27 protein-coding genes are annotated in these 23,037 nt (G+C 69.3%); 14 read left to right on the forward strand and 13 right to left on the reverse strand.

What is annotated here, in order from left to right; genetic code table 11:
- Window positions 1-42: 42 nt before the first annotated feature.
- From mftE to ABTV10_RS19525, 3 genes are all read right to left on the reverse strand, one after another.
- Complete coding sequence (gene mftE, locus ABTV10_RS19515) at window positions 43-723, reverse strand: mycofactocin biosynthesis peptidyl-dipeptidase MftE (protein WP_433606654.1); 681 nt, start codon at window positions 721-723, stop codon at window positions 43-45.
- Between the two features lie 81 nt (window positions 724-804).
- On the reverse strand, window positions 805-1,428 hold the full coding sequence (locus tag ABTV10_RS19520) for a hypothetical protein (RefSeq protein ID WP_499029508.1): 624 nt from the start codon (window positions 1,426-1,428) through the stop codon (window positions 805-807).
- Window positions 1,429-1,465: 37 nt separating this feature from the next.
- A complete protein-coding gene (locus ABTV10_RS19525; RefSeq protein ID WP_499029510.1) occupies window positions 1,466-1,885 on the reverse strand; it encodes a hypothetical protein in 420 nt (139 codons plus the stop codon).
- Window positions 1,886-2,066: 181 nt separating this feature from the next.
- Here ABTV10_RS19525 and ABTV10_RS19530 point away from each other — a divergent pair, with 181 nt between their 5' ends.
- The 3 genes from ABTV10_RS19530 (at window position 2,067) to ABTV10_RS19540 (ending at window position 5,335) form a co-directional block, all read left to right on the forward strand.
- Complete coding sequence (locus tag ABTV10_RS19530; protein ID WP_433606660.1) at window positions 2,067-2,519, forward strand: HIT family protein; 453 nt, start codon at window positions 2,067-2,069, stop codon at window positions 2,517-2,519.
- A gap of 965 nt (window positions 2,520-3,484) precedes the next feature.
- A complete protein-coding gene (locus ABTV10_RS19535) occupies window positions 3,485-4,711 on the forward strand; it encodes an HNH endonuclease signature motif containing protein (RefSeq protein WP_499029512.1) in 1,227 nt (408 codons plus the stop codon).
- A gap of 231 nt (window positions 4,712-4,942) precedes the next feature.
- Window positions 4,943-5,335 (forward strand): DUF4240 domain-containing protein, encoded by a 393-nt coding sequence (locus ABTV10_RS19540; protein WP_433606666.1) that lies wholly within the window; start codon window positions 4,943-4,945, stop codon window positions 5,333-5,335.
- 23 nt (window positions 5,336-5,358) lie between these two features.
- On the opposite strand, the gene ABTV10_RS19545 is transcribed toward ABTV10_RS19540, so the two are convergent.
- The 7 genes from ABTV10_RS19545 to mftA form a co-directional block, all read right to left on the reverse strand.
- On the reverse strand, window positions 5,359-7,317 hold the full coding sequence (locus ABTV10_RS19545; RefSeq protein ID WP_499029515.1) for a mycofactocin system FadH/OYE family oxidoreductase 2: 1,959 nt from the start codon (window positions 7,315-7,317) through the stop codon (window positions 5,359-5,361).
- Between the two features lie 13 nt (window positions 7,318-7,330).
- The gene (locus tag ABTV10_RS19550; RefSeq protein WP_127915657.1) at window positions 7,331-8,143 is read right to left on the reverse strand and encodes a mycofactocin-coupled SDR family oxidoreductase; all 813 of its coding nucleotides are present in this window, start codon (window positions 8,141-8,143) and stop codon (window positions 7,331-7,333) included.
- A 21-nt stretch (window positions 8,144-8,164) separates the two neighbouring features.
- Complete coding sequence (locus ABTV10_RS19555) at window positions 8,165-10,126, reverse strand: mycofactocin system FadH/OYE family oxidoreductase 1 (protein WP_499029517.1); 1,962 nt, start codon at window positions 10,124-10,126, stop codon at window positions 8,165-8,167.
- Window positions 10,127-10,151: 25 nt separating this feature from the next.
- Window positions 10,152-11,330 carry a pre-mycofactocin synthase MftD gene (mftD, locus tag ABTV10_RS19560; RefSeq protein ID WP_499029519.1) on the reverse strand — a complete coding sequence of 393 codons (1,179 nt, stop codon included), beginning with the start codon at window positions 11,328-11,330 and terminating at the stop codon, window positions 10,152-10,154.
- 88 nt (window positions 11,331-11,418) lie between these two features.
- The gene (gene mftC, locus ABTV10_RS19565) at window positions 11,419-12,636 is read right to left on the reverse strand and encodes a mycofactocin radical SAM maturase (protein ID WP_499029522.1); all 1,218 of its coding nucleotides are present in this window, start codon (window positions 12,634-12,636) and stop codon (window positions 11,419-11,421) included.
- A gap of 96 nt (window positions 12,637-12,732) precedes the next feature.
- On the reverse strand, window positions 12,733-13,035 hold the full coding sequence (mftB, locus tag ABTV10_RS19570) for a mycofactocin biosynthesis chaperone MftB (RefSeq protein WP_499029524.1): 303 nt from the start codon (window positions 13,033-13,035) through the stop codon (window positions 12,733-12,735).
- A gap of 2 nt (window positions 13,036-13,037) precedes the next feature.
- Window positions 13,038-13,130 carry a mycofactocin precursor MftA gene (gene mftA, locus ABTV10_RS19575; RefSeq protein ID WP_127915652.1) on the reverse strand — a complete coding sequence of 31 codons (93 nt, stop codon included), beginning with the start codon at window positions 13,128-13,130 and terminating at the stop codon, window positions 13,038-13,040.
- A 123-nt stretch (window positions 13,131-13,253) separates the two neighbouring features.
- Here mftA and mftR point away from each other — a divergent pair, with 123 nt between their 5' ends.
- From mftR to ABTV10_RS19600, 5 genes are all read left to right on the forward strand, one after another.
- Window positions 13,254-13,895: a mycofactocin system transcriptional regulator MftR gene (mftR, locus tag ABTV10_RS19580; RefSeq protein WP_499029526.1), complete on the forward strand. Its 642-nt coding sequence runs from the start codon at window positions 13,254-13,256 to the stop codon at window positions 13,893-13,895.
- Entirely contained in the window at window positions 13,885-14,688 is an 804-nt protein-coding gene (mftM, locus tag ABTV10_RS19585; RefSeq protein WP_499029528.1) for a mycofactocin oligosaccharide methyltransferase MftM, read from the forward strand. Before mftR ends, mftM begins: the two co-directional genes overlap by 11 nt.
- Window positions 14,689-14,847: 159 nt before the next feature.
- Window positions 14,848-15,903, forward strand: coding sequence for a 2Fe-2S iron-sulfur cluster-binding protein (locus ABTV10_RS19590; protein ID WP_499029530.1), 1,056 nt, complete (start codon window positions 14,848-14,850; stop codon window positions 15,901-15,903).
- 210 nt (window positions 15,904-16,113) lie between these two features.
- Entirely contained in the window at window positions 16,114-16,476 is a 363-nt protein-coding gene (locus ABTV10_RS19595; protein ID WP_433606686.1) for an SPW repeat protein, read from the forward strand.
- A gap of 39 nt (window positions 16,477-16,515) precedes the next feature.
- Window positions 16,516-17,124: a TetR/AcrR family transcriptional regulator gene (locus tag ABTV10_RS19600; RefSeq protein WP_499029532.1), complete on the forward strand. Its 609-nt coding sequence runs from the start codon at window positions 16,516-16,518 to the stop codon at window positions 17,122-17,124.
- Between the two features lie 15 nt (window positions 17,125-17,139).
- Here the strand turns inward: ABTV10_RS19600 and ABTV10_RS19605 are convergent, their stop codons facing one another.
- A complete protein-coding gene (locus ABTV10_RS19605) occupies window positions 17,140-17,907 on the reverse strand; it encodes a glutamate racemase (RefSeq protein ID WP_499029534.1) in 768 nt (255 codons plus the stop codon).
- A gap of 46 nt (window positions 17,908-17,953) precedes the next feature.
- Window positions 17,954-19,156 carry an NAD(P)/FAD-dependent oxidoreductase gene (locus tag ABTV10_RS19610; protein ID WP_499029536.1) on the reverse strand — a complete coding sequence of 401 codons (1,203 nt, stop codon included), beginning with the start codon at window positions 19,154-19,156 and terminating at the stop codon, window positions 17,954-17,956.
- A 221-nt stretch (window positions 19,157-19,377) separates the two neighbouring features.
- Here ABTV10_RS19610 and ABTV10_RS19615 point away from each other — a divergent pair, with 221 nt between their 5' ends.
- From ABTV10_RS19615 to ABTV10_RS19640, 6 genes are read left to right on the forward strand one after another with little or no spacing between them, the layout of a single operon-like run.
- Window positions 19,378-19,860, forward strand: coding sequence for an Asp23/Gls24 family envelope stress response protein (locus ABTV10_RS19615; RefSeq protein ID WP_433606694.1), 483 nt, complete (start codon window positions 19,378-19,380; stop codon window positions 19,858-19,860).
- A gap of 26 nt (window positions 19,861-19,886) precedes the next feature.
- Window positions 19,887-20,192 (forward strand): hypothetical protein, encoded by a 306-nt coding sequence (locus ABTV10_RS19620; protein ID WP_499029539.1) that lies wholly within the window; start codon window positions 19,887-19,889, stop codon window positions 20,190-20,192.
- Entirely contained in the window at window positions 20,189-20,368 is a 180-nt protein-coding gene (locus tag ABTV10_RS19625; RefSeq protein ID WP_127915643.1) for a DUF2273 domain-containing protein, read from the forward strand. Before ABTV10_RS19620 ends, ABTV10_RS19625 begins: the two co-directional genes overlap by 4 nt.
- Entirely contained in the window at window positions 20,361-21,326 is a 966-nt protein-coding gene (locus ABTV10_RS19630; protein WP_499029541.1) for a DUF6286 domain-containing protein, read from the forward strand. The genes ABTV10_RS19625 and ABTV10_RS19630 overlap by 8 nt, the downstream gene beginning before the upstream one ends.
- Window positions 21,323-21,940 (forward strand): hypothetical protein, encoded by a 618-nt coding sequence (locus ABTV10_RS19635; protein ID WP_499029543.1) that lies wholly within the window; start codon window positions 21,323-21,325, stop codon window positions 21,938-21,940. The genes ABTV10_RS19630 and ABTV10_RS19635 overlap by 4 nt, the downstream gene beginning before the upstream one ends.
- Window positions 21,941-21,954: 14 nt before the next feature.
- A complete protein-coding gene (locus ABTV10_RS19640; protein WP_499035221.1) occupies window positions 21,955-22,578 on the forward strand; it encodes a pentapeptide repeat-containing protein in 624 nt (207 codons plus the stop codon).
- Here the strand turns inward: ABTV10_RS19640 and ABTV10_RS19645 are convergent.
- Window positions 22,575-22,952 (reverse strand): YybH family protein, encoded by a 378-nt coding sequence (locus tag ABTV10_RS19645; RefSeq protein WP_499029545.1) that lies wholly within the window; start codon window positions 22,950-22,952, stop codon window positions 22,575-22,577. The genes ABTV10_RS19640 and ABTV10_RS19645 overlap by 4 nt on opposite strands.
- Window positions 22,953-23,037 lie beyond the last annotated feature (85 nt).

Genomic DNA, 23,037 nt, shown 5'->3' on the forward strand with positions numbered 1-23,037 from the left:
GCAGAACTTGCCCCAAAAAACCCGGACGTTTCACCACAGACGTCACAGGAGTCGCCCGTCGGGCCGCGGCGTCCAGCCGGAGACCGCCTTCCGGGAGCGTTCCACCAGGGCATCGAACAACGTGCGGCCCTCCTCGGCCGACGCATCCGTGGGATCGCCGAGGATCCCGTTCGCGGTGGCCGCGAGCATGCCGCCGGCCCGCAGCTGCGGCATCAACTCCGCGATCGGCGTCGTGTTGCCCCGCTCGGCCCGGTCCATCGCGACGTCGTCGGGTGAAAGGTGGAGCAGCAGGGATGTTTCGGTCCGACCGGCATGCGCATCGGCACCGGGCACCGCACACGGCAGCCAGGCGACGTCGCGGCCCTCGTATCGCAGCAGCTCTACCGCCTTCACCAGCGCCGGACCGTTGCCGCCGTGCCCGTTGACGAACACGACCCGCCGCGCCCACCGGCACGCCGACCGGCCGTACTCGACGAGCAGCAGCTCGAGCGCGGCGGTGCCGAGTGAGATGGTGCCGGCGAACCCCTCGTGCTCGCCGCTCGCGCCGTACTCGATCGCCGGTGCGCACGTGACCCCCGGCAGGGCACGTGCGACCGCCGACGCGATCCGGGTGTCGGTGTCCAGCGGCAGGTGCGGGCCGTGCTGCTCGAGCGAGCCGACCGGGACGGCGACGGTGAGGTAGTCGCGCGGCACGTCCGGCCAGGGGGTGCGGGCGAGATGCATCGGTCGATCGTATGCGAGGAGCAGGCCGTCGCAGCGAACGCAGCACTGGCACAGTGCGGTTCGCCGCGTCGGTGCACGGAATCAGCGGCGGAAGAGGGCCGCGGCCGCGAGCCCGTCGCGCAGGTGCTCGTAATCTCCGACCATCGCCGCTCGAAGGACGGCCTCGTCCATGCCCGGTCCGGCGGCGAGCAGCGATTCGAGCGCCGCGTCGCTTCCACGCACCGCGGAGCCCAGCAGGTCGTCCGAGGCCTCTTCGAGGAAGTCCGCCAGCGTGGAGAGCGCCGACGACGGTTCCCGAGACGAGCCAGGTGCCAGCATCATCGGCGCGATACGCATCGGATCGTGGCCGACCGCGGACCACCGCCCGCCCTCGTACCCGTACGCGAAGTTGAGCGTGTCGTCGGCGGCGGCCGGCGCGAGCCACCAGCGTTCGGCTCCGTGCGCCTCCAGCACCTTGCGGTCACCGTCGAAGTCCGGCTCGGGACAGTCGCGATCGAAACCGAAGATCGCCGCCCTCCCCTCCGGTAGCCGGACGAAGCGGAAGTACGATCCGCCACCGTCGTGGTAGGTGACTCGATCGGTCTCGATCGAGAACGCGCACTCGAGGTCGGGATACGAGAAGACGGCCGCGTGTACCGCCGCCCACCCGGCGAGAATTCGACGAACGGCCTCCGGATCCGGTAGATCGACCTGTGTCTGTGCCATGGCCGGAAGGTAGCGCACCCCTCGGACATCGTCCGTCTCAGTCGTGGACGTTGTCCTCGAGCAGCGATCGGAAGTCACGGGCGAGTTGCACGACCGCGTTGCCGTTGTCGTGGTCGACGAGGCGGACCGTTCCGTCGGCCGCGATCCAGATCGGGTTCCCGGACCCGTCGTCGGCGATCACGACACCGTCGATCAGAGACCCGTACGCCTCACGCGCCCAGGTGGTCAACTCGATGCAGCTCTCCCGACCCAGGATCGAGGCGTTGTTCCACGCATGGACGGGCACGCCCACGAAGCAGCCGCCCCACCGGCCCACGAACTCCTCGTACTCCCCGTCCGGCACCAGACCCACGGTCGCCAGTCGATCGCGGAGCTCGCCGGAGGGAATGGGCCGTCCGAGACCGTACATCCGCACCGCGCGTTCGATACGAGCGACGAGTTCAGCGCCGAGAGCCATGGACGCGATCCTAGGCGCCGGGTACGGCCTGACGCCCGGTCGCAAGTCCGACAAGGGCTGTCTCGCCTTACGTTTCCGACAGGCGCATCGTCACGCCAGGTCGCGCCGCGTAACTCGAAGGGACGACTCGAAGGGACGGCCTTTCGGGCGCTGACGGCGCTTCGAGCTAACGTGAGAAGTCATGAGTGATCAGTGTCTGTTCTGCGGCATCGTGTCCGGGAGCGTGCCCAGTGTCCGGGTGGCGGAGGATGACACGACGTACGCGTTCATGGACATCAATCCCGGTTCGGACGGTCACATACTGGTCATTCCCAAGCGACACAGCAACGACCTGTTGGCGATCCCGGCCGATGATCTGACCGCCGTGACCCTGGCTGCACAACGTGTCGCGAAGGCGGCAGTCGAGGAGTTCGGCGCCGACGGAGTCAACTTGCTCAACTGCTGCGGTGCGGATGCGTGGCAGACAGTGTTCCATTTCCACCTGCATGTGATCCCACGGTATGTCGACAAGACCAGGGACCGACTCGTGCTGCCCTGGGTGCCGGGGACGCCGGGCAACAAGGACACGATTTCCGACCTGGGCGAGCGCCTTTCCATTGCTCTCGAGGGGCAACCCGCCGCGGCGCTGGACTGACCGCCCAATTCCGCGAACAGTCGACGCGCGACTGTGAGGCCGCACGCCCCCAAGATGCCGAACGGACGCGTCGCAGTACCGGACGAGTTCGATTCCGAACAGGGTTGAGGGCGGGCGGTCAGGGTCGGATCCCGAGGGTCAACGAAGACATCCGCGCAGGTAAGCGCACCGGACGAAATCAGGGCGTTCAGGGGAACTCTTGCCCGGCCGGTCGGCACAGGCGCACGATAGGAGTGGCCGGAGGCCGAGCCCGGCGCACAGGTGATCATCACGCGTTTGACGGGCGGTCGCTCGCTGAGGCGTTGTTGGAATACGCGCAGAGGGGGTGCATATGGATCTGTACGGCCTCTACTCGGGCCCCATCGGGACGCTCATCGACCTGCACCGCGCGTGGCTGAGCAACGGAACGCTGCCGCGATTGAGCGACGGCAGGAGGTGATCAAGTCGCTCGGCTTCTTCGGGGCGATCAGGGCGACGACGACGGCGGGCCGGTAGCAACCGAAAGGACGGCGGGCCATGCCTGGCCTCTGGTGGTACGTGAAGGACCTGCCTGTCGGCGTGCGCGACTGGATAGCTTCCGTAGCGCCTGGACTTTGGTGGGGCGGGGCGTGAGTCGAAAATGGACTCGTGGATCTACTAATTCCCCTTGCCTCCCGAGTGGAGGTGGTCGCTCATGTTGATACTGCCGTGCGAATGGGGAGGCTACTGCGGCCCCCGCTGAGTTGCGACCTGGAGAGTCGCCTACCTGTCTTGCGTCAAGAAACTGGCTGCCCAAGAGCCGGATTCGGGAGTCCGCGGCATCCCCTTCCGCCTGTGCCCGCATCGTAAACGCCCAGAGGCTGCCAGAAAGTTGACGCACCAGAGAACCCTTGACTCGAACACATGTTCTAACTAAACTGACGTTATGAATCCGGGGGGGACTCAACGAAACCGGCGTCGCAGCCACAGCGCTGCAGCCCGACGAGGTGCGCGCCCTCCCCGAATCCGAGTTACTGGCAGCGGCGGTCGACATCTCCTGTGGGATCGAACGACTCGAAGCTCTCCGCGTCGCCGCGGTCGGCGAGATAGACCATCGCACAGTATCATTCGACGTTCTCGGATTCCGCAGCGTGAAGCTGTGGCTGGCGTCGAATACGTTGATGGAGATCCCCGCGGCCGCGCGCATCCTGTCGCTCGCCAAGGCATTGCGCCGCGAACCGGAGATCGCCGACGCGTTCGAGAACGGCCGGATCTCCGCCGATCACGCCGCACTGATCGCCAAGTTCTGCGAACAGCCACCGCGCGGGATGCCGGACGAAGCACTCGAACCATGCCGAAACCTCTTGCTGGACTGTGCCACCAGGCCACACGCGACCACCGCCGCGGTGCGTGGCTGCATCGGACGCCTCGAGCACATCTTCGAATCCGACGAACTCCCACCCAGCGAGGACACCGACCGCAACGAGTTCCACGCCTCGAAGACACTCAACGGTCGCGTCGCGGTCAAAGGCGACCTCGACAGCGAGACCGGTGAAATGCTGCTCACCGCACTGTCGGCGCTCACCAAGCCACGCAACCCCGCCGACGACCCCGCAACTTCCCACACTCCCGGCCGGCGTCGAGCCGAGGCCTTCGGCGTAATCCTCCACCAGTACCTGAACTCCGGAGCCGCGCCCGTCGAAGGCGGCGAGCGTCCACACGTATCGCTCCACGTGAATGCGCGAGACCTCGCCCGCACCGCGGCCGAGCACGGTGACGCCCTCGACCTGTTCGGTGATGCCGACGTCGCGCACATGCCTTGGACCGGTCCGCTGACCATTGCGTCGGCGCGCCGCCTCGCCTGCGACTGCCACCTCACCCCTGTCGTCATGGAGGACGGCATCCCCCTCGACCTCGGCCGCACCAGCAGGACCGTGTCGAAGAAGCAGCGCCGCGCCCTCGTCGCGCGCGACCACGGCTGCGCGTTTCCCAGATGCGGTGCGCCGCCCGCCCACTGCGAAGGGCACCACGTGAAACACTGGATCGACGGTGGCCCAACCGACCTGGACAACCTGGTGCTGCTCTGCCGGTACCACCACCGCCTACTCCATCACTCGCATTGGCAAGTCGAGATAGGCACCGACCGAAAGCCGTGGTTCACCCCACCCACGTCGGTGGATCCACACCGACGACCGATCCCGGGACACAATCGCGCCGGACCCCGGGTGGCCTAGGGTGCGTCCGGCAAGCACGGCCTCCAACGTGTGCGGTCTGCGCAATGACCATGAGCGCATCCGTGGAGCCGTGCTTCGCGGGCGTTCACCAGGTCCGGGTTGGGGGCCCACACGAAGGTCCGTCCTGACTCGATGTGCTGATATGAGATAACCGCGCGTGTTGTGGGGCGGCCGGCCTCATCACTGACAGGATGCCGGTACGTCTGCTCGCCTGGAAGATTGGGAGACGCTTTGGCTGACGCTGTTCGTCACGACGACGATCCGGACGTCGACTGGTTCTGGGACGTCATCGAGGAGGCTTCGCGAAGCCGTGATCGCCTCGGGGAAATTCTCGGACAACTGCCGAAGGGCGCCGTGTACAGGTTCCAAGATCTGTTCCTGGACTTCGCCGCCGAGCTACAGGACGAACCGTATCTGTCCCATCTCGGACCTGACGAGTCCGAAGACGGCCTGGAAGATGCAGCGAACTGGGTCGTCAGCCAGGGGCGCGCGACGTACGAAGCCGTTCTCGACGAGCCGAGCCGGATGCCGTCACACATCGACGTCTTTGATCCGGCCAACCTCGGCGGGCTCGCCTACGAGGTCTACTACCACCGGTTCGGGGAGACGCTGGATCTGATCTAGCTCTACCCGGCCATCGAGTCGACCTACAGCGACACCGCCACCCGGTGCCCCTCCAGCACCGCGGCGTGCGAGCGTCGGGGCGTGACCGCGTCGCCGATGCGGTGCACCTCGAACGGCAGCGACTCGTTGCGCGACAACGCCTTCCACAACCCGTCCTCGGGTTCCTGGTGGATCGCGCACACCACCCAGTCGAACACCGCCGAGACCTCCGTGCCGGCCAGGTGATTGACCGACGTGACCCGAACGCGCTCACCCACCGTGACCGCCGCGGTCACCGACAGATCGGTCCACTGCTCGATCCCCGCCCGGTGCGCGCGCTGCTGCCAGCCCTCCATGTCCAACGTGATGCCGAGGTCCTGGCCGACGATCATCCCCGCCGCCGCGATCGTCACCGCGCACCCGCGCGACGCCAACGTCTCCGCCACCGACGGCCCCTGCTGGAATCCGAGTTCGTCCACGACCAGCACCCGGCCGGTGGGACAAACGGTGCTCTCGAGCACCTCTCGGGCATGGACCACCCGCGGGCACTCCCCCGCCCACCCGGGTCGCACCGGACGCGCACCGGTCGCGACCACCACGACATCGGGCACCGCCGCGAGCAACGACTCGACCGTCCCCTCGGCGCCCGTCACGATCCGTACACCCCGGCGCACGCACTCGCGCTCGAGATTCCGCACCAGATCGCCCAACTCGCCGCGACCGGACGCCGACGCCGCCACCCTGATCTGCCCGCCCACGACGTCCGCGCGCTCGAACAGCGTCACACGGTGCCCGCGCTCGGCCGCGGTCGCCGCGGCCGACAGCCCCGCCGGGCCGCCGCCCACCACGACCACCCGACGCCCCGACGCCGCGGGCATCGGCAGCGCCACCGATTCCCGACCGGCACGCGGATTCGCGACGCAGCCGAGCCAGCGGCCCAGCCCCATGCGTCCGACGCACTCCTGATTGCACGACAGGCACGTGCGGATCTCGTCGTCGGCGCCGCGACGGGCCTTGTCGACGAACTCCGGGTCGGCGATCTGACCGCGCACCACGCCCACCAGGTCGCACCGGCCGTGCGCGAGCGCGCGCTCGGCCTCCGCCGGTTCCTTCAGCCGCCCCACGCCGATCACCGGCAGCCGCACCGCCCGCCGGATCACGTCGGAGATGTGCAGCGCGTACCCGCGCGGTGTCGCCATCGACGGCTCCACCAGGTGCAGCGTCTCGGTGGCCATGCCCATCGTGGTGTTCATGTAGTCGACGGCACCGGTCGCCTCGACCAGCCGCGCGACTGCGACCGCCTCGTCGAGCACGATGCCACCGGCCACCCGCTCGTCACCTGAGAGTCGCACTCCCAGGAGCAGATCCGGGCCGATCACCTCCCGCACCGCTTTGATCACCTCGAGCAGGAACCGCGCCCGATTCTCGATGGGACCGCCGTACTCGTCGGTGCGCACGTTGGTGCCGGACGCGAGGAAGCCGCGGATCAGCGACGACTGCGAACCCTGCAGTTCGACGCCGTCGAATCCGCCGTCCCGGCAGTGCCGCGCGACCGTCGCGTATCCCGCGACCAGTTCGGCGATCTCGCCGGGAACGAGCGCCTTGGGCACCTCCCGGAACAGCGGATCCGGGACCGGGCTCGGCGCCCACAGCGGACGCCGCGAGTACAGGCCCGAGCCCTGCCCCCCGTTGTGGTTGAGCTGCGCGAGGATCACCGCGCCGTGGCTGTGCGCGGCCGCGGTGATCTCGCGGTAGCCGTCCACCACCTCGGGTCGATACCCGTGAATCACCTTCTCGTACGGCCAGTCCGACGGATGGACGCACTGTTCCTCGGTGATGATCATCCCCGCCCCGCCCGCGGCGCGCGCCGCGTAGTACGCGGTGTGCTGCTCGGTGGGCAGTCCACCGCGCGCGTAGTTCGTCAGGTGCGCGGTGAACACCACCCGGTTGCGCAGCGTGTGCGCGCCCAGGCGGAGCGGGGAGAACAGCAGAGGATGACGCATGAACGGTGCTCGGTCAGACCTTGGTGTTGCCCTGGTCCAGCGCGACCTGGCTCGCCGTCACCGTCTTGGAGCCGTCACCGGCCAGCCACATCACCGCATCGGTGATGTCGTCGGGATCGGCGATCGGCTTCTCGGTGAGGATCGGTGCGAAGCTCGCACCGTAGTGCGGGTGCTTCTGCAGGATCACCAGGCTGCCCTGATCGGTGCCCATGGGCGTGTTGACGCCGTACGGGTGGATCGAGTTGACGCGGATGTTGAACTCGCCCAACTCCTTCGCCGCCGCCTGCGTGAGACCGACCAGACCGAACTTCGATGCCGCGTAGTGCGCCTGGCCCGGCAGACCCTTCATGCCGGCCACCGAGCTGACGAGGATGATCGATCCTCCGCGGCCGCCCTCGATCATCGTCGGCACCGCCGCCTTGAGGGTCTTGAACGCGCCGGTGAGGTTGATGTCGATCAGGGTCTCCCACTGCTCGTCCGACATCTCCCAGAAGCGGTTCCAGTTGCAGATGCCGGCGTTGGCGATGACGATGTCGAGCCGACCGAACTGCTCCACACCCGCGTCGACGACGGCCTTCAACGCGGCGCTGTCGCGGACGTCGGCCTCGCGGGCGTAGATCTTCGCGCCCTCGGCCTCGACGAGGCGGACGGTCTCCGCGAAGTCGTCCGCGGTCGCCGCGTCGTACGTGTTGTCGTCCGTGACGCTCTTGCACACATCCACCGCGATGATCGCGGCACCCTCCCGCGCCAAGCGCACCGCATGCGAGCGGCCCTGGCCGCGCGCCGCACCGGTGATGAAGGCGACCTTGCCGTCGAACTGTCCCACAGTGATCTCCTGTCCCGTTGACTACCTCGTGCACTGATCTGTCGAACGCGTCGGACGAGCCGACGGATTGGAACTCGTCGGCACCGCCGACATCGCCGCGAGACGTCCCTCGCGGACAGCTTCGAGGACGGTGCGAGGTGCGACGCAGTCGCCGACCCGCAACGCATCCTGTACCTCGATCCCCTCGTCGGGCAGCGGGTGCGCGCAGTCCACCAGCACCGCACACGGCACCCGCGTCAACTCGCCTGTGAACCGGTTGCGCAGCACCGCTTCCTCCGCGCCCGCCGACACCGGAACCGAGGCGAGATGCCGCCCGATTCCGGCCCGGCGCACCCGCGTGTTGGCCCCGACGAGATCGCCGGTGGGGCCCAGCCGGGAGCCCACGATCTGGTCCGGCGTCACGATCGAGACCGTCCGGCCCCGGGCCGCCAGCCACGACGCCACCGACACCGCCACCGGCCCGCCGACCGGGTCGACCACCAGTACCGGTCCCGACTCCAGCACGCCGCCGGCCAGCACCTCCGCGGCCGTGGTGGCCTGCACACCCGCGCCCACCGGACAGGGGGACGGACGGTGGGTGCTGCCCGTTGCGAGCACGACGGTGGTGGCCGCGACCGCGCCGATGTCGGCGGCCGTGACCTCGACGCCGGTGCGAATCTGCACCCCGAGTCGCCGGCACTCGCGCTCCAGCCAGTCGACGAGGTTCGCCAGCCGCGCGCGACCCGATCCGGCGGCGGCCGTCCGAACCATGCCGCCCGGACGATTACGCCTGTCGCACAGGGCAACCCGGAATCCGCGGAGCGCCAGCACTCGCGCGGTCTCGAGGCCCGCAGGGCCGGCGCCGACCACGAGGGCGGGGCCGAGGTCGCCGCCGCACACGGGTTCGGGATCGACGGTCTCGTGCCCGGCCGACGGGTTCCCGATGCACGTGACGACCGGGTTGCGCGGATCGCGCACCAGACACGTCTGGTTGCACAGCACGCACGGCCGAGGCACAACGCCGGCCCGCACCCTCGTCACGAGGTCGGGGTCGGCGATCTGCGCGCGGGTCATCTCGACGGCGTCGGCGACGCCGTCGTCGAGTGCACGCTGCGCGGCATCGGCGTCGACGACGCTGCCCTGCAGCACCACCGGCACCCGCCCACCGGCGGCCGCGCGGATGCCCCGGCACAGGTCGACGTTGAATCCGGGTTCGGTGTGCCCGTCCGGCCGGTAGGACGCCGCCGAGTACGGTCCGCCGCGGACCACCACGACCAGGTCCAGCGAATCGGCCAGTGCTCGAACCTGGTCGGCGGCCGTCTCCGGGGTCACCCCCGCCCACGGCGCCTGCTCGTCGCAGCTCAACCGCAGCGACAGGATGCGGTCGTCGCCGAGTTCGGCGCGGACCGCGTCGAGCACCTCACGCGTGAGACGCAGTCGGTCGACCCCGTACTCGTCGGCGCGACGGTTCGTCAGGCCGGAGTGGAACTGCCGCAGCAACGACGACGCACCCGCGTCGATCTCGACACCGTCCACGCCCGACGCCACCGCGAGCGCGGCCGCGCCGCGGAAGCCGTCGACCAGCGACGTGATCTCGGCGCGCTCCATCTCCATCGGCAGCTCGCGGGACACCGGGTCGGCGAACCGGGACGGCGCCCACAGCGCGGCCTGCGACCACGCGCTCGAACCCTGGAATCCGTTGTGCCCCAGGCTGGCGAGCACCAGCGTTCCGTGCGGGCGACACGCCGCGACGACGTCCCGCCACCCCGCCCAGCAGTCCGCGGCCAGCGGCGCCCGCTCGTACGGCCAGTCGCTGGGATGGACCGATGCGGTCTCGGTGACGATCAGCCCGGCACCGCCGCGGGCGCGGCGTGCGTAGTACGCGACATGCCGCGGCGAGAGCGCACGCCCGTTGCCGAGGTTGGTCTCGTGCGGACCGAACAGCACCCTGGCCGGGGCGGTGCACCCGGCCAGGGTGATCTGCTCGGTGAGCGTGGTGCGCATCGCGCCTCGTTCGACGCGTGCGGTTCTAGCCGACGCCCAGGTCTCGGCGGAATCCCTCCGGAATCACCAGGTCGTTGGGGCTCAGGTCGTGAATCGACTTGTGACCCAGACCCAGAACCGCCGAATCGATGCCGCCGCGCAGAATGTCGAGGACGTTCTCGACACCGGCCTGACCGTTCGCGGACAGACCCCACAGGTACGCGCGGCCGATCATGACGGCCCGGGCGCCGAGCGCGAGCGCCTTGACGACGTCGCTGCCGCGGCGGATGCCGCCGTCGAGCAGGACCTCGAGCTGATCGCCGACGGCCTCGGCGATGGCCGGCAGCGCCCGGATCGGCGCGGGAGTGCCGTCGAGGTTGTTGCCGCCGTGGTTCGACACCGAGATCGCCGAGCAACCGGCGTCGAGGGCTCGCTTGGCGTCGTCGACCCGCATGACGCCCTTGAGCATGAACGGCCCGCCCCACTGCTCACGCAGCCACGCGACGTCCTCCCACGTCGGCAGCGGGGTGCCCATCCACTGCCCGTACGCGCCGAAGAACGTGGGCGCGTCCTGGCCGGGCGCGGCCAGGTTCGGCGTCGTCAGGTCCGGTACCTTGCCGGTCTTGGCGAACTCCCACAACCACTTCGGGCGCGTGATGCCCTCGGGGGCGAACTGGAACATCGCCTTGAGGTCCATCTTCTCCGGGATAGCCGGGCTGCCCCAGTCGCGTCCGTTGGAGAAGGACCAGTCGAGGGTGATGATCAGGCCCGTCGCGCCGGCGGCTCGGGCGCGTTCCATGCGCTGCAGCAGCGTGTCGCGGTCGCCCACCCAGTACATCTGGAAGAAGGTCTGCGGATTGGCCGCAGCCACCTCCTCGATCGACTTGCTCGCGAACGAGCTCAGCCCGATCGCGGTGCCGCGCGCGGCGGCGGCGCGAGCGACGGCGACCTCGCCGTCGGGGTGCACGGCCTGCACACCGGTCGGCGAGATCATCACCGGCATGGAGATGGGCTGGCCCATCACAGTGGTCGACAGATCACGCTCGCCGCACAGGCCCGCCACGTGCGGAGCGAACCCGAGCTCGGAGAACGCCGCGATGTTGTCGTCGACCGTCAGGCCCTTCTCGGATCCCGCAACCAGGGCCGCGTACACCGACTTGGGCAGACGCTTCTTCGCGCGACGCTGCGCCTCGGCGACGGTCTCGAACCACGCGCTCTTGGCCATAACACACTCTTCCTTCGATCAGGGGGTGTGGCCGAATGTCACATGCGTTCAACTGGACTGAACGCATGTGACATTCGGCCATCGGGAACTACATCCCGGCAAGCGGGTTTTCGTCGCAGATCTTGGCCGGCGGACGGGTCAGCAGGGTCAGCGGCACCGGCGCCTGCGGCGTGCGGCGCTCGGCCCGCTTGCCGGTGCGGGAGTGGTCCTGGCTGGACTTGGGCACCGTGCGCTCGGCCTCGAGCGCCGACGCACCGTAGCCCTGCACGCACTCCGGGTCCGGACCGTCCATCGGCAGGCCCGTGAAGAACTTGGCCGCCATGCAGCCACCGCGGCACGCGTCGTAGTGGTTGCACTTGCTGCAGGCGCCGCCGGTCTGCGGCGAGCGCAGATCCTGGAACAGGTCCGAGTGCTGCCACACCTGCTGGAATCCACCGTCGGCGACGATGTTTCCGGCGAGGAACTGGTCGTGGATCGCGAACGGGCAGGCGTACACGTCGCCGATCGGATCGATCAGGCACACGACGCGTCCGGCGCCGCACAGGTTCAGGCCGGGCAGCGCGTCCCCGTACGCGGACAGGTGGAAGAACGAGTCACCCGTGAGCACGCCCTCACCGTTGGCGACCAGCCAGTCGTACAGCTCGCGCTGCTGCTCCTGCGTGGGGTGCAGTTCGTCCCACACGTCGGCGCCGCGACCGGACGGACGCAGGCGCGTGATGCGTAGCGTCGCACCGTACTTGTCGGCGAGCGCCTTGAACTCGTCGAGCTGGCTCACGTTCTCGCGGGTGACGACGACCGAGATCTTGGCATCCCGGAAACCGGCCTCGGAGAGATTCTCGAGCGCCCGGATCGCCATCGCGAACGAACCCGGCCCGCGCACAGCATCGTTCACTTCGGCGGTCGCGCCGTCGAGCGAGATCTGGACGTCGACGTAGTCGCTCGCCGCGAGTCGCTCGGCCACCTTCTTGTCGATCTTGACGCCGTTGGTGGAGAACTTCACGCCCACCTGGTGCGCCGTGGCGTAGTCCACGAGCTCCCAGAAGTCCGAGCGCACGGTCGGCTCGCCGCCACCGATGTTGACGTAGAAGACCTGCATGCGCTGCAGCTCGTCGATGATCGACTTGCACTGCTCGGTCGACAGCTCGCGCGGATCCCGTCGCCCGGAGGACGACAGGCAGTGCACGCAGGACAGGTTGCACGCGTAGGTGAGTTCCCACGTGAGGCAGATCGGAGCATCGAGGCCGAGTTCGAACTGGTCGACCAGTCGCCCCACTGTGGGAGCAGGAGGCTCGAGAACTGAGGTCATGGCTGAAATCCTCGAATCAGGCTGAATCCTCGGAACAAAAGGTCTGGAAATTCAGGGATGTCTGGTTGGGTGCAGGACGTGAAGAAGAGACGCGGATCAGGACGGCACGATCATGTGCGAGTCGGCCAGGGTCTCGAGGGCGCGCAGATACGGTCGTGCCGCATCCCCCTCGATGTCGTTGGCCTGGAGAGCTGCCCGGACGTTCCGGTGCTCGGGCAGGGATTCGACGATCGCGACGATGGTCCGGTTCTTCAGGAACGACAGCTTGCGCGTTCCGAAGTGGTAGAGCAGCGCCCCGAACGGTTCGGGGCGCAGCGCCACCTGCGGGTGAAGCTTCCACGCCGCGTCGAGATCGATCGTGCCGACCGACGAACTGCCGTCGGCGACTTGTTCGGACACGATCAGTACACGCCGCACATGCCGTCGATGGAAACCTCTTCGACGAGGGACTCCTCGACGAGCTGGCTCTCGGTGACGCTCTGGCGATCGGACATCGATTCCTCCTCCACATCGGACCCCGGGATCGGAGTCGGAGCCCACAGTGACCGTTCACTGTGACTCGGTTCACCACTGTAATGGCATCGGGTGCACAATGACTAGTGAAGGAGGTCACAGAGGTGCGAACCCGTAGGAACCCGTCGTCGCGAATCGGCCGGCGGCCGACGACCACTCGCGACCGCATCGCCGCGGTCGGGATCGACCTGTTCGCCGCACGCGGATTCGACGACACCAGCGTCGACGACATCGCCGAGGCCGCGGGAATCGCACGCCGCACGTTCTTCCGGTACTTCCCGTCCAAGAACGCGGTGCCGTGGGGCGACTTCGACGCGCACCTCACCGAGATGCGGACCCTGCTCGCCGAGATACCCGACGACGTACCGCTTCTCGACGGCATGATCTCGGCGCTGTTGGCGTTCAACACGTTTCCACCCGAGGTCGCCGAGGCCCACCGCGAACGCATGAGGCTGATCTTCGTGGTACCGGCGCTGCAGGCGTACTCGGTGGTGATGTACGACGGCTGGCGCAAGGTGATCGCCGAATACGTCGCGCGGCGGATGCGGCTCGATCCCGGCGACCAACTCCCCCGCACCGTCGGGTACATGATGCTCGGCGTCGCCCTCGCGGCGTACGAGACGTGGCTGACGGACGACTCGCTCGACCTGATCGACCTGCTCACCGAGGGCAGCCGGATCCTCTACACCAGCCTGAACGACATCGACGAACCTCTGCCGAACGGGACCGCCCACCATGACGCTTGACTCACTCGCCCCCTGCCCACCCGGCCTGTGGTCGCACGACCACGTCACCGTCGAGCGCGTCCCGAGCGGCCCCATCACGCTCACCCGCACCGGCGACGCGCTGCACGTGCGCCACTCGCTGGGACCGGAGTCGCTCAGCGAGCGCCTGGTGGCGGGGGTGACCGCGTCCATCGGCGACGCCGACTTCGGGCAGACCGAGTTCGAATTGACCATGGTGGGACTGGTGCGCTCGACAGTGCCGGACGCCCTCGAGTCGTGGACCGTCTACTACCGCAATTCCCTGGACGAACTACTGGACGGCACCGCCGACTTCGCGCCGATCCACGACAAGGCCGCCGAACTGGTCCGCGGCAGCGTGCTCGACCTGGGCTCCTGCTTCGGCTTCCTGCCGCTGCGCCTCGCGGGCGCCGGCGTCCCGGTCACCGCGACCGACATCCTGCCGGGCACGATGACGCTGCTCGACGCCGTCGCGCCGACCCTCGGGTTGTCCGTCGACACCCTCGTGTGCGACGCCGCGAACGTGCCGGTGCCCGACGACAGCGCCGACACCGTCACCGCCATCCACCTCCTCGAGCACGTCGCCCCCCGGATCGGCGCCGCCGTCGTCGCGGAGGCGCTGCGGATCGCCCGCGAGCGCGTCGTGATCGCGGTGCCCTACGAGGACGTGGCCACCGCATGCCACGGCCACGTGCGTACATTCGACGCCGACGCGCTGCGGGCACTCGGTGTCTCGACCGGTCGACCGTTCGAGGTCTTCGATCATCACGGCGGCTGGCTCGTCCTCGAGGCCTGATGTCTCGAGTGTCCGATTCGGGCCTCGAGAACGCTCCCGATCAGCGGGAGCCGAAATCGGAGAATTACCATCCTGCCGGTAGCGTCGCTACGCTGCTACGCTGAAACTAGAACACGTTCTAAACGTTCTAGACTGATCCACGAGAGGACCAGAGTTCGCATGACCACTATCGATGTGCCGCACAGCTCTCGATCCGCGGTGCTCACCGTGTCCGGGGTGATCGAGGAGACCCCCGACTCGCGGTCGCTGGTCTTCGACGTCCCCGCGGACATGAAGAGCAAGTTCCAGTACAAGCCCGGCCAGTTCCTGACGCTGCGCATCCCGAGCGACCTGACCGGTTCGGTTGCCCGCTGCTACTCGCTCGCGAGCTCGCCGTTCACCGACGACGCCCCCAAGGTCACCGTCAAGCGCACTGCCGAGGGCTACGGCTCCAACTGGCTGTGCGACAACGTCTCGGTGGGCGACCAGATCGAGGTGCTTCCCCCGTCCGGCATCTTCACGCCGAAGTCCCTCGACCACGACTTCCTGCTGTTCGGCGCGGGCAGCGGCATCACGCCCGTCATGTCGATCCTCAAGTCGGCGCTGACCGAGGGCAAGGGCAAGGTCGTCCTGGTCTACGCCAACCGCGACGAGAACTCGGTGATCTTCGCCGCCGAGCTGCGCGAGCTGGCCGCCAAGTACGCCGACCGCCTGACGATCGTCCACTGGATCGAGTCGCTGCAGGGCCTGCCCACGGCCGCCCAGATCGCGACCCTCGCGGCGCCGTTCACGTCGCACGAGGCGTTCATGTGTGGCCCCGGCCCCTTCATGGACACCATCCACGACGCCCTGGCCCAGGCCGGCATGCCGCGGTCCCAGGTCCACGCCGAGGTCTTCAACTCCCTGAGCGGCGACCCGTTCCAGGACGTCGAGCTCGAGGAAGTCACCGCGGAAGAGGCCGCCGACGCCGCGAGCGTCGAGGTCGAACTCGACGGCGAGACCCACAACCTGAGCTGGCCGCGCAAGCAGACCCTGGTCGACATCATGCTGGCGAAGGGCCTGGACGTGCCCTACTCCTGCCAGGAGGGCGAGTGCGGCTCGTGCGCCTGCACCGTGCTCGAGGGCGAGGTCTCGATGGAGCACGCCGGCGTCCTCGACGAGGAGGACATCGCCAACGGCTACATCCTGGGCTGCCAGGCCAAGCCGGTGAGCGATCACCTCAAGATCGAGTTCTGACACTCGGCACCGCTCGTCAAGGGCCCGACTCCACCTCCGGTGGGGTCGGGCCCTTTTCGCACGTGCGCAACAGCGCCGTGGCCTGAACTGCACGAATCCGTCATCGAAGTGCAACCCGGACATATTGATCGGCCGGTCAGTCAGCGTGACACTGAAGCCGAGGACACGATCCTCTCCCCTTTTCCCAGGCCTATCTCCAGGAGGCGGGTCATGAAGGCATCAACTCGTTGGCAGGACTACGCGGCCGTCATCATCGGCGCGTTCGCGGCGCTCTCGCCGCTGTGGCTCTCGACGAACACCGGCGCACGGTGGTCGCTGATCGTGCTGGGCGTGCTCGTCGCCCTCGCCGGCCTGGCACACATGGCACGGCCCGGGATGGCGGCGGCGGACTACGCGATGGGCGTGCTGGGCGTGCTGCTGTTCATCTCCCCGTGGGTCATGAACTTCCACACGATGACCGGGGCGGCGTGGACAGCCTGGGTCGTCGGCGCGCTGACCGTGGTGGTCTCCGTCGCCGGCATGCCCGCGATGAGCGCACGAATGCACGGACACGGAGGCATCGCGGCGCACTGACCGCCACCGGCAGCGAACCGACAGACAGAGAACCACACCATGCCGCACCGTCGGCGCAGCGCGAGGATCGACGGGGACGCTCGCGCGAAGATCCTCGACGCCGCCGAGACCCTCATCGCCGACCGCGGCTTCGACGCCACCTCGACAGCCGCGGTCGCCGCGGCCGCCGAGGTGCCGAAAGGCCTCGTCTTCTACTACTTCCCCACCAAGACCGACATCCTCACGGCGCTGCTCGCCGAACGCCTCCCCACCGAACCCCTCGACGACATCGCGCATCTCGTCGCCCCCGGTGATCCGGCGAGAAGCCTGGTGAACCTCGACGACGCGCTCAACCTGCGCGACCACGACTCGTCGGTGATGCGGGTGATCATCTGGCGCGAGGCGGAGACGCACCCCGACGTCCGCGACTACCTGCGGCGGTTCCGCTCGTACCTGCACGACGCGACGGTCCGGGTCCTGCAGGCCAGCGCGGTCGTCCCCGTGCGTCCGGGCACGCTGCGGGCATGCGCCAACGCGTGGGTCGCCGCGATGTTCTCGGCCGCCAGCAACGACCGGATGCGCGACCTCGACGACATCCCGCGACTGCACCACGACGAGCTCGACACTGTCGCGCAGGTCGTGGCCGCGGGGATGGCCCAGCTCGGATGACGCCGGGACGAGAACTCAGCGGGACGGCGCCGCGAGCAGCAGCCGTCCGGCGTCGAAGCTGGCGGCGCTGACCGGCAGCTCACCGCGGGTCCCGCTCAGCAGGACTTCGACCGTGCCGTCGCCGGTCGAATCACGTCCCAGGGCGTCGATGCGCCGCAGCGTCTGCGTCGCGACGGCCTCGGCGCTGTCGAACAGCACGACACCGTCGGGCAGGTGGGCCGCGATCTCGTCCGCCACCAGCGGGTAGTGCGTGCAGCCGAGCACCACGCCGGTGACGTCGCCGGGCGTGCGGGCCGCCGCCGACGCGATCGCCGCCCCGACCGCATCGATGTCGCCGCGGTCGATGGCGTCGGCGAGGCCGTGGGCGGCCACCCCCACGACCGAGCTCCCGTTGGCGAACTGCGCGACGAGGTTCGCCTGGTACGCGCTCGCCGTGGTGGCGGCCGTCGCCCAGATTGCGACCGAATCGCACATCGCCGCGGCCGGCTTGATCGCCGGGACCGTGCCGATGACGGGGATGCCGGAGCCCAGGTCGGCGCGCACGTGCTCGAGGGCCGTGACGCTCGCGGTGTTGCACGGCAACACCACGACCTCGGCCCCGCGGTCGACGGCCCGGCGGGCCGTGCCGACGACGCGCTCGATCACCCACTGCTCGTCACGCGGGCCCCACGGGGCGCCCTCCGGGTCGAGGGACAGCATCAGGTCGAGGTCCGGACGCAACCGGCGCAACCACGCAGACGTCGGGAGAAGTCCGAGACCCGAGTCGATGAGCGCAACGATCACCCGACAAATCTAGCCCGACCGGTTCGGACCGGAACGGGCAGCCAGGTCACGCGGACGTCGGTGCCAGCAGTTCCGCGATCGGCGCACCCGCCGCGATCTTCGCGCGCATCTTCATCACCGCACCGGCCGAGCCCAGGCCGACCACCGCGGTGAGCAGGCCGTCACGCGAGTAGTAGGCGACGAACTTGCGACCGTCGTCCTTGACCATGTGGACCTCGTCCTCGGCCGACACCGTGCCCAGGGCCTGGATCTTGAGTCCGTACTGATCGCTCCAGAAGTACGGGACCTGCGCCGGCGCGCTCGGATCACCCGTCCCGGTGAGCGCACCCGCCAGGATCTTCGCCTGATCACCGGCGTTGCTCCAGTGCTCGACGCGCTTGTGTCCGCCCGACTCGTGCCGCCACGCCGCGACGTCGCCGATGGCCCACACGTGCGGGTCGTTCGTGCGGCCCACCTCGTCGCACAGCACCCCGTTGCCGAGCTCGATGCCCGAACCCTCGAGCCAGCCCGTGACCGGCACCGAGCCGATACCGATCGCTACCACGTCGACGGCGATCTCGGTGCCGTCGGACAGCACGGCACCGCTCACCCGCCCGTCGCCGGTGAGGGCCGCGAGCCCGACGCCGGCGCGCACGTCGACGCCCTCCTCGGTGTGCAGGCGCCCGACCAGCTTGCCGATCTGCTCGCCCAGCACCGATGCCAGCGGCGCCGGCTGCGGCTCGAGGAGCACCACGTCGAGCCCCAGCGCACGCATGCTGGCCGCGAGCTCACATCCGATGAAGCCGGCGCCGACGACGAGCGCACGGGCCCCCTCACGCAGGTCGGCGCGCAGCGCGCGACTCTCGTCGACGGAACGCAGCACGTGAACGCCGTCCAGGTCGGGCAGGCTGGGGATGCGGCGCGGGCTCAGCCCGGTCGCGATGATCAGCTCGCCGTACGCCATCTCGCTGCCGTCGGCGAGCTGCAGTACCCGGCGCTCGCGGTCCACTCCGGTGGCGGCCGTGCCGAGACGCAACTCGACGCGATGCTCGTCGTAGAACTCCTGCGGGCGCAGCGTCGTGTCGTCGTGCTCCCCGCGGACGACCTCCTTCGACAGCGGCGGCCGGTCGTACGGCAGGTGCCGCTCGTCACCGACGACGACGAGTTCACCGTCGTACCCCGACTGGCGCAGCTCCTCGGCGGCGCGGACGGCGGCCAGCCCGGCCCCGACGATCACGACCGGACCGACGGCCTTGTCACTACTGGTCATCCCTGCCAACCCCTCCGTCACCACACACGACACGTCATCCGGGCGTTCCACGCGAGTACGCCGCAGCTGGAACATGTTCTACCAAATTGGAGGGGTATCGGGTACCCGCCGGGGCCGGGCCCGGCGTACCGCTGCGCGTCGTGCCCCAAGTGCCGGCCGCACTCACTACAGTTGGACGGGAACCGGGCCGACGCGGGAACGGCACCGGACGAGGAGCGACGATGACCACTGATCCGGGTGCAGGTGTTTCGGGCACTGGAGGCTCTACGGGTGGACGAATCCGGTTCGGCGGGTCCACCCCCGAACTGATCGATTCACAGGGCAGGACGATCATCGCGGACGCGGTCGTCGCAAAGATCGCGGGCATCGCTACGCGGGAGATCAGCGGCGTCTACGACGTCGGAGGCGGCACCGCCCGCGTCGTGGGCGCGCTGCGCGACCGCATCCCCGGCGCCCGGGTCAACCACGGTCAGGGCGTCGCGGTCGAGGTCGGCGAGAAGCAGGCCGCGATCGACATCGGCATCGTCGCCGAGTACGGCGTCGCCCTCCACGAACTCGCGGCCGGGATCCGGCGCAACGTCATCGCGGCGGTCGAGAACATGACAGGTCTCGAGGTGACCGAAGTGAACATCACCGTCTTCGACGTCGTCCTGTTCGACGAGAACGAGCCCGGCGTCGACGACGCCAAGCCGCGCGTACAGTGACCGGTCCTGCGTCACAACCACTTTCGGTGGCCGAACGCGCCGCCGCGGCAGCACTGGCTGTGCCGGGGGTGGCGGGCCTGCACGGCGGCGAGTTCGGCACGGTCGCCACGTACCTCCCCGGTCGACGCGTCACCGGCATCCGGATCGACGACGACACCTGCGCGGTCCACGTGACCGTGCGCTATCCGGCCGACCTGTTCGCTACCGCCGAAGGCATCCGCGCCGCGGTCCGCGCGGTCGTGGCGGTGCCGGTCGACGTGACGATCGAGGACCTCGCGGACAGCCCCGACGGCGCCGACTCCACAGCCGACCAGAGAGGACCTGGACAATGACCAGCACGGGCATGGGACTGATCGCGGGACTGCTCCTCGCGCTCGCCGGAATCCTCGGCGGCTTCAGCGGTTTCGTCTTCGCAGTGTTGCTCGGCGCGGTCGGGATGGCGATCGGTGCGCACCGCGACGGCCACCTGGACCTCGGAGCCCTGCTACGGTCCCGCGGCCGTGGCTGAGTTCGATTCCATCACCGCGTCGCCCGACACGACCGACGAACCGGGCTCGCGCGGACGGCTGATCATCAAGGACCGCGCGATCGAGAAGATCGCGACCACCGCGGCCCTGCAGGTGCCCGGCGTCGTGCAGCAGGGCGGCGGGCTGACCCGGTTCACCGGTCGCGATCTGCCCCGGGCGGACGTCTCCACCGGCGCCCGATCGGTCGCGGTGAGTCTGTACCTCGGGGTGCGCTGGCCGTGCGACGTCGCCGAACTGACCCGGCGGGTCCACCGCGAGGTGGGCGATCAGGTCGAGAACCTCACCGGTATGCCGCTGCACCAACTGGGGGTGCTCGTCGCCGGCACCGACTGCGCGGCGCCGGGCGACGGCGACGGCGGCGAGTGCCCCACCCCCGTGCCCGCGCCGACCGTCACACCTCCCCGGACCCCGACGGCGGCGCCCGCCGCCGTCCCGGCGGCCGTCGCGATCGCCGTCGGACTTCTCGCGCTCGCCGCGGTCGCGGCACGCGAACTACTCATCGCCCGCGGGGCGATCTCCGGTGCGCCGTGGCTGCGGAACACCTTCGAGTGGGTCGGGCGCCTGCACTGGGAACAGTGGCTCGTCCCCGCATCGATCGCCGCCCTCGCCGTCGGGATCCTGTTGGTGCTGCTCGCGCTCGCACCACGCACCCGCACGCACGTCCCGGCGCGGATCGGGGCCGAGGCCCCCGCCGTCTGGCTGCGACCGGTCGACGTCGCGCGAATGTGCAGTGCCCGCGCCGGCACGCTGGCCGGGGTGCTCACCGCGCACACCACGGTGGACCGTCGACGCGCGACCGTGCACGTGGTCACCGTGCCCGATCTGCCCGCCGGCGAACTGCGCGACGCCGTGACGGACGCCGTCCGGGAGCAGCTCGCGGTACTCGACCGGCCACTGAAGCTGCGGGTGCGAATCAAGCGGTCGCGGAGCGAGTCGTGAAGCGCGGTGCGGCGGCCCTCAACCGCCTGCTGGTCCTGACCGTCGGACTCGCGCTGGCCGCGGTCGGCGCGGCCGCGCTCGCCTGGGACCGCGACGTGGAGACGGTCCGAAACGCCGTGTCCCGCATCGACCGTGACCGGATCGCCGCAGTACCCGAACAGACGTGGTGGCACTGGGCACTCGGCGTCACGGTCGCCGTCGGTGTGGTCCTGGGGATCGTCGTGCTCGCGGTCGACCTCACCCGGCGACGCGCCGCCCCCAGCACGATGCTCGAGACGAGCACCGACACCCCCGTCGCGATCGACCTCGGTCCCATCGCGGGCGGCGTCGCCGCCGAACTGCAACGGCTGCCCGGCGTTCGGCGGGCCCGTGGGCGGGCCGTGTCCGACCGCGGACTGGCGACACTCCAGATCACGCTGGACGCCGACCCGCACTCCGACATCGCCGCACTGGTCCGCGACGCCGAACGCGTCGCGGCGACGACCACGTCCGCTCTCGGTGGAACCGCCGTCGCCGACGTCGCCGTCCGCGTCCTGCTGCACCTCGATCGTGCCGACCATCCACCCGCCCCAACCCCCGCGGCGCAGTCGACGCCCACCGAGGGAGGAGACTGACCCAGGTGAGTGACATGCCGCCCGACGTGACCGCCGACGACACCGAATACGAGCGCGAGGACTTCGCCGACGCGTGCTTCGCCGGGGAGACGTGGCGTCGCCGCACCTACATCGGGTGCGACTTCCGGGACGCGGACCTGTCCGGACTCGTCACCGAGAGCGTCACGTTCACCGACTGCTACTTCACCGGCACCGATCTCACCGGATCCCGGCACAGCGGCAGCGCGTTCCGGAACTGCCATTTCGAGTACACGCGCATGTGGGACAGTACGTTCCAGCACTCGAGCTTCATGGGCTCGGTGATCCGGGAATCCCGGATCCGCCCACTCACCCTCGAGGAAGTGGACTTCACACTCGCCTCGCTCGGCGAGATCGACCTCCGCGGCGTCGACCTGTCCGGGTGTCGGCTACGCGAGGCCAACCTCGTCGGCGCCGACCTGCGCAAGGCGATCCTGCGCGGCGCCGACCTGACCGGCGCCCGCACCGCCGATCTCCGCCTCGACGACGCCGACCTCGAGGGCGCCCAGGTCGACCCGTCCCTGTGGACGTCCGCGACACTCAGCGGCGCTGCCATCGAACTGACGCAGGCCGTGAGTTTCGCTGCGGCACACGGGTTGCGCGTCGCGGTCGGCTACTAGCGGCCGTCGCCGGGCGTGACGAACTCCGGCTGATCGAGCACCCGCAGCCAACTGCCGTCGGCCTGCCGCCGGACCACCTGTGCCCGGGCGCCCGCGCCGTCCCGCGGTGGCGTCGACGTCAGCGCGAGGTCACCGCTCACCAGCGTCGGGAGCGGGGGTTCGGGTTCGAAGCGCGGCGCATGGCTGAGCACCTGCGCCCACAGGTCCCGGATCGCCGCGCGGCCGACCGTGAACGATCCCGGCGGGTAGGCCATCACCGCATCCTCCTCGTACAGCGCGGCGACGCCGTCCGCGTCGCCGGCGTTCGAGCGCTCCACGAACAACCGGGTGAGGTCCTCGGGGGTCATCGCCTGCTCGACGTGTGCCTTCGTCATCGTTGTGTCCTCTCGTGTGCGTCCGATCCGTCACTACGAGCGTCGGCCATCTCGAATAAGAAATCCAACAGATAGTTCTTCTCGA

Origin of the sequence: Paraburkholderia sp. RHO2, assembly GCF_050955445.1 — a bacterium.
In the GTDB taxonomy this organism is placed as follows: domain Bacteria; phylum Actinomycetota; class Actinomycetes; order Mycobacteriales; family Mycobacteriaceae; genus Prescottella; species Prescottella agglutinans_A.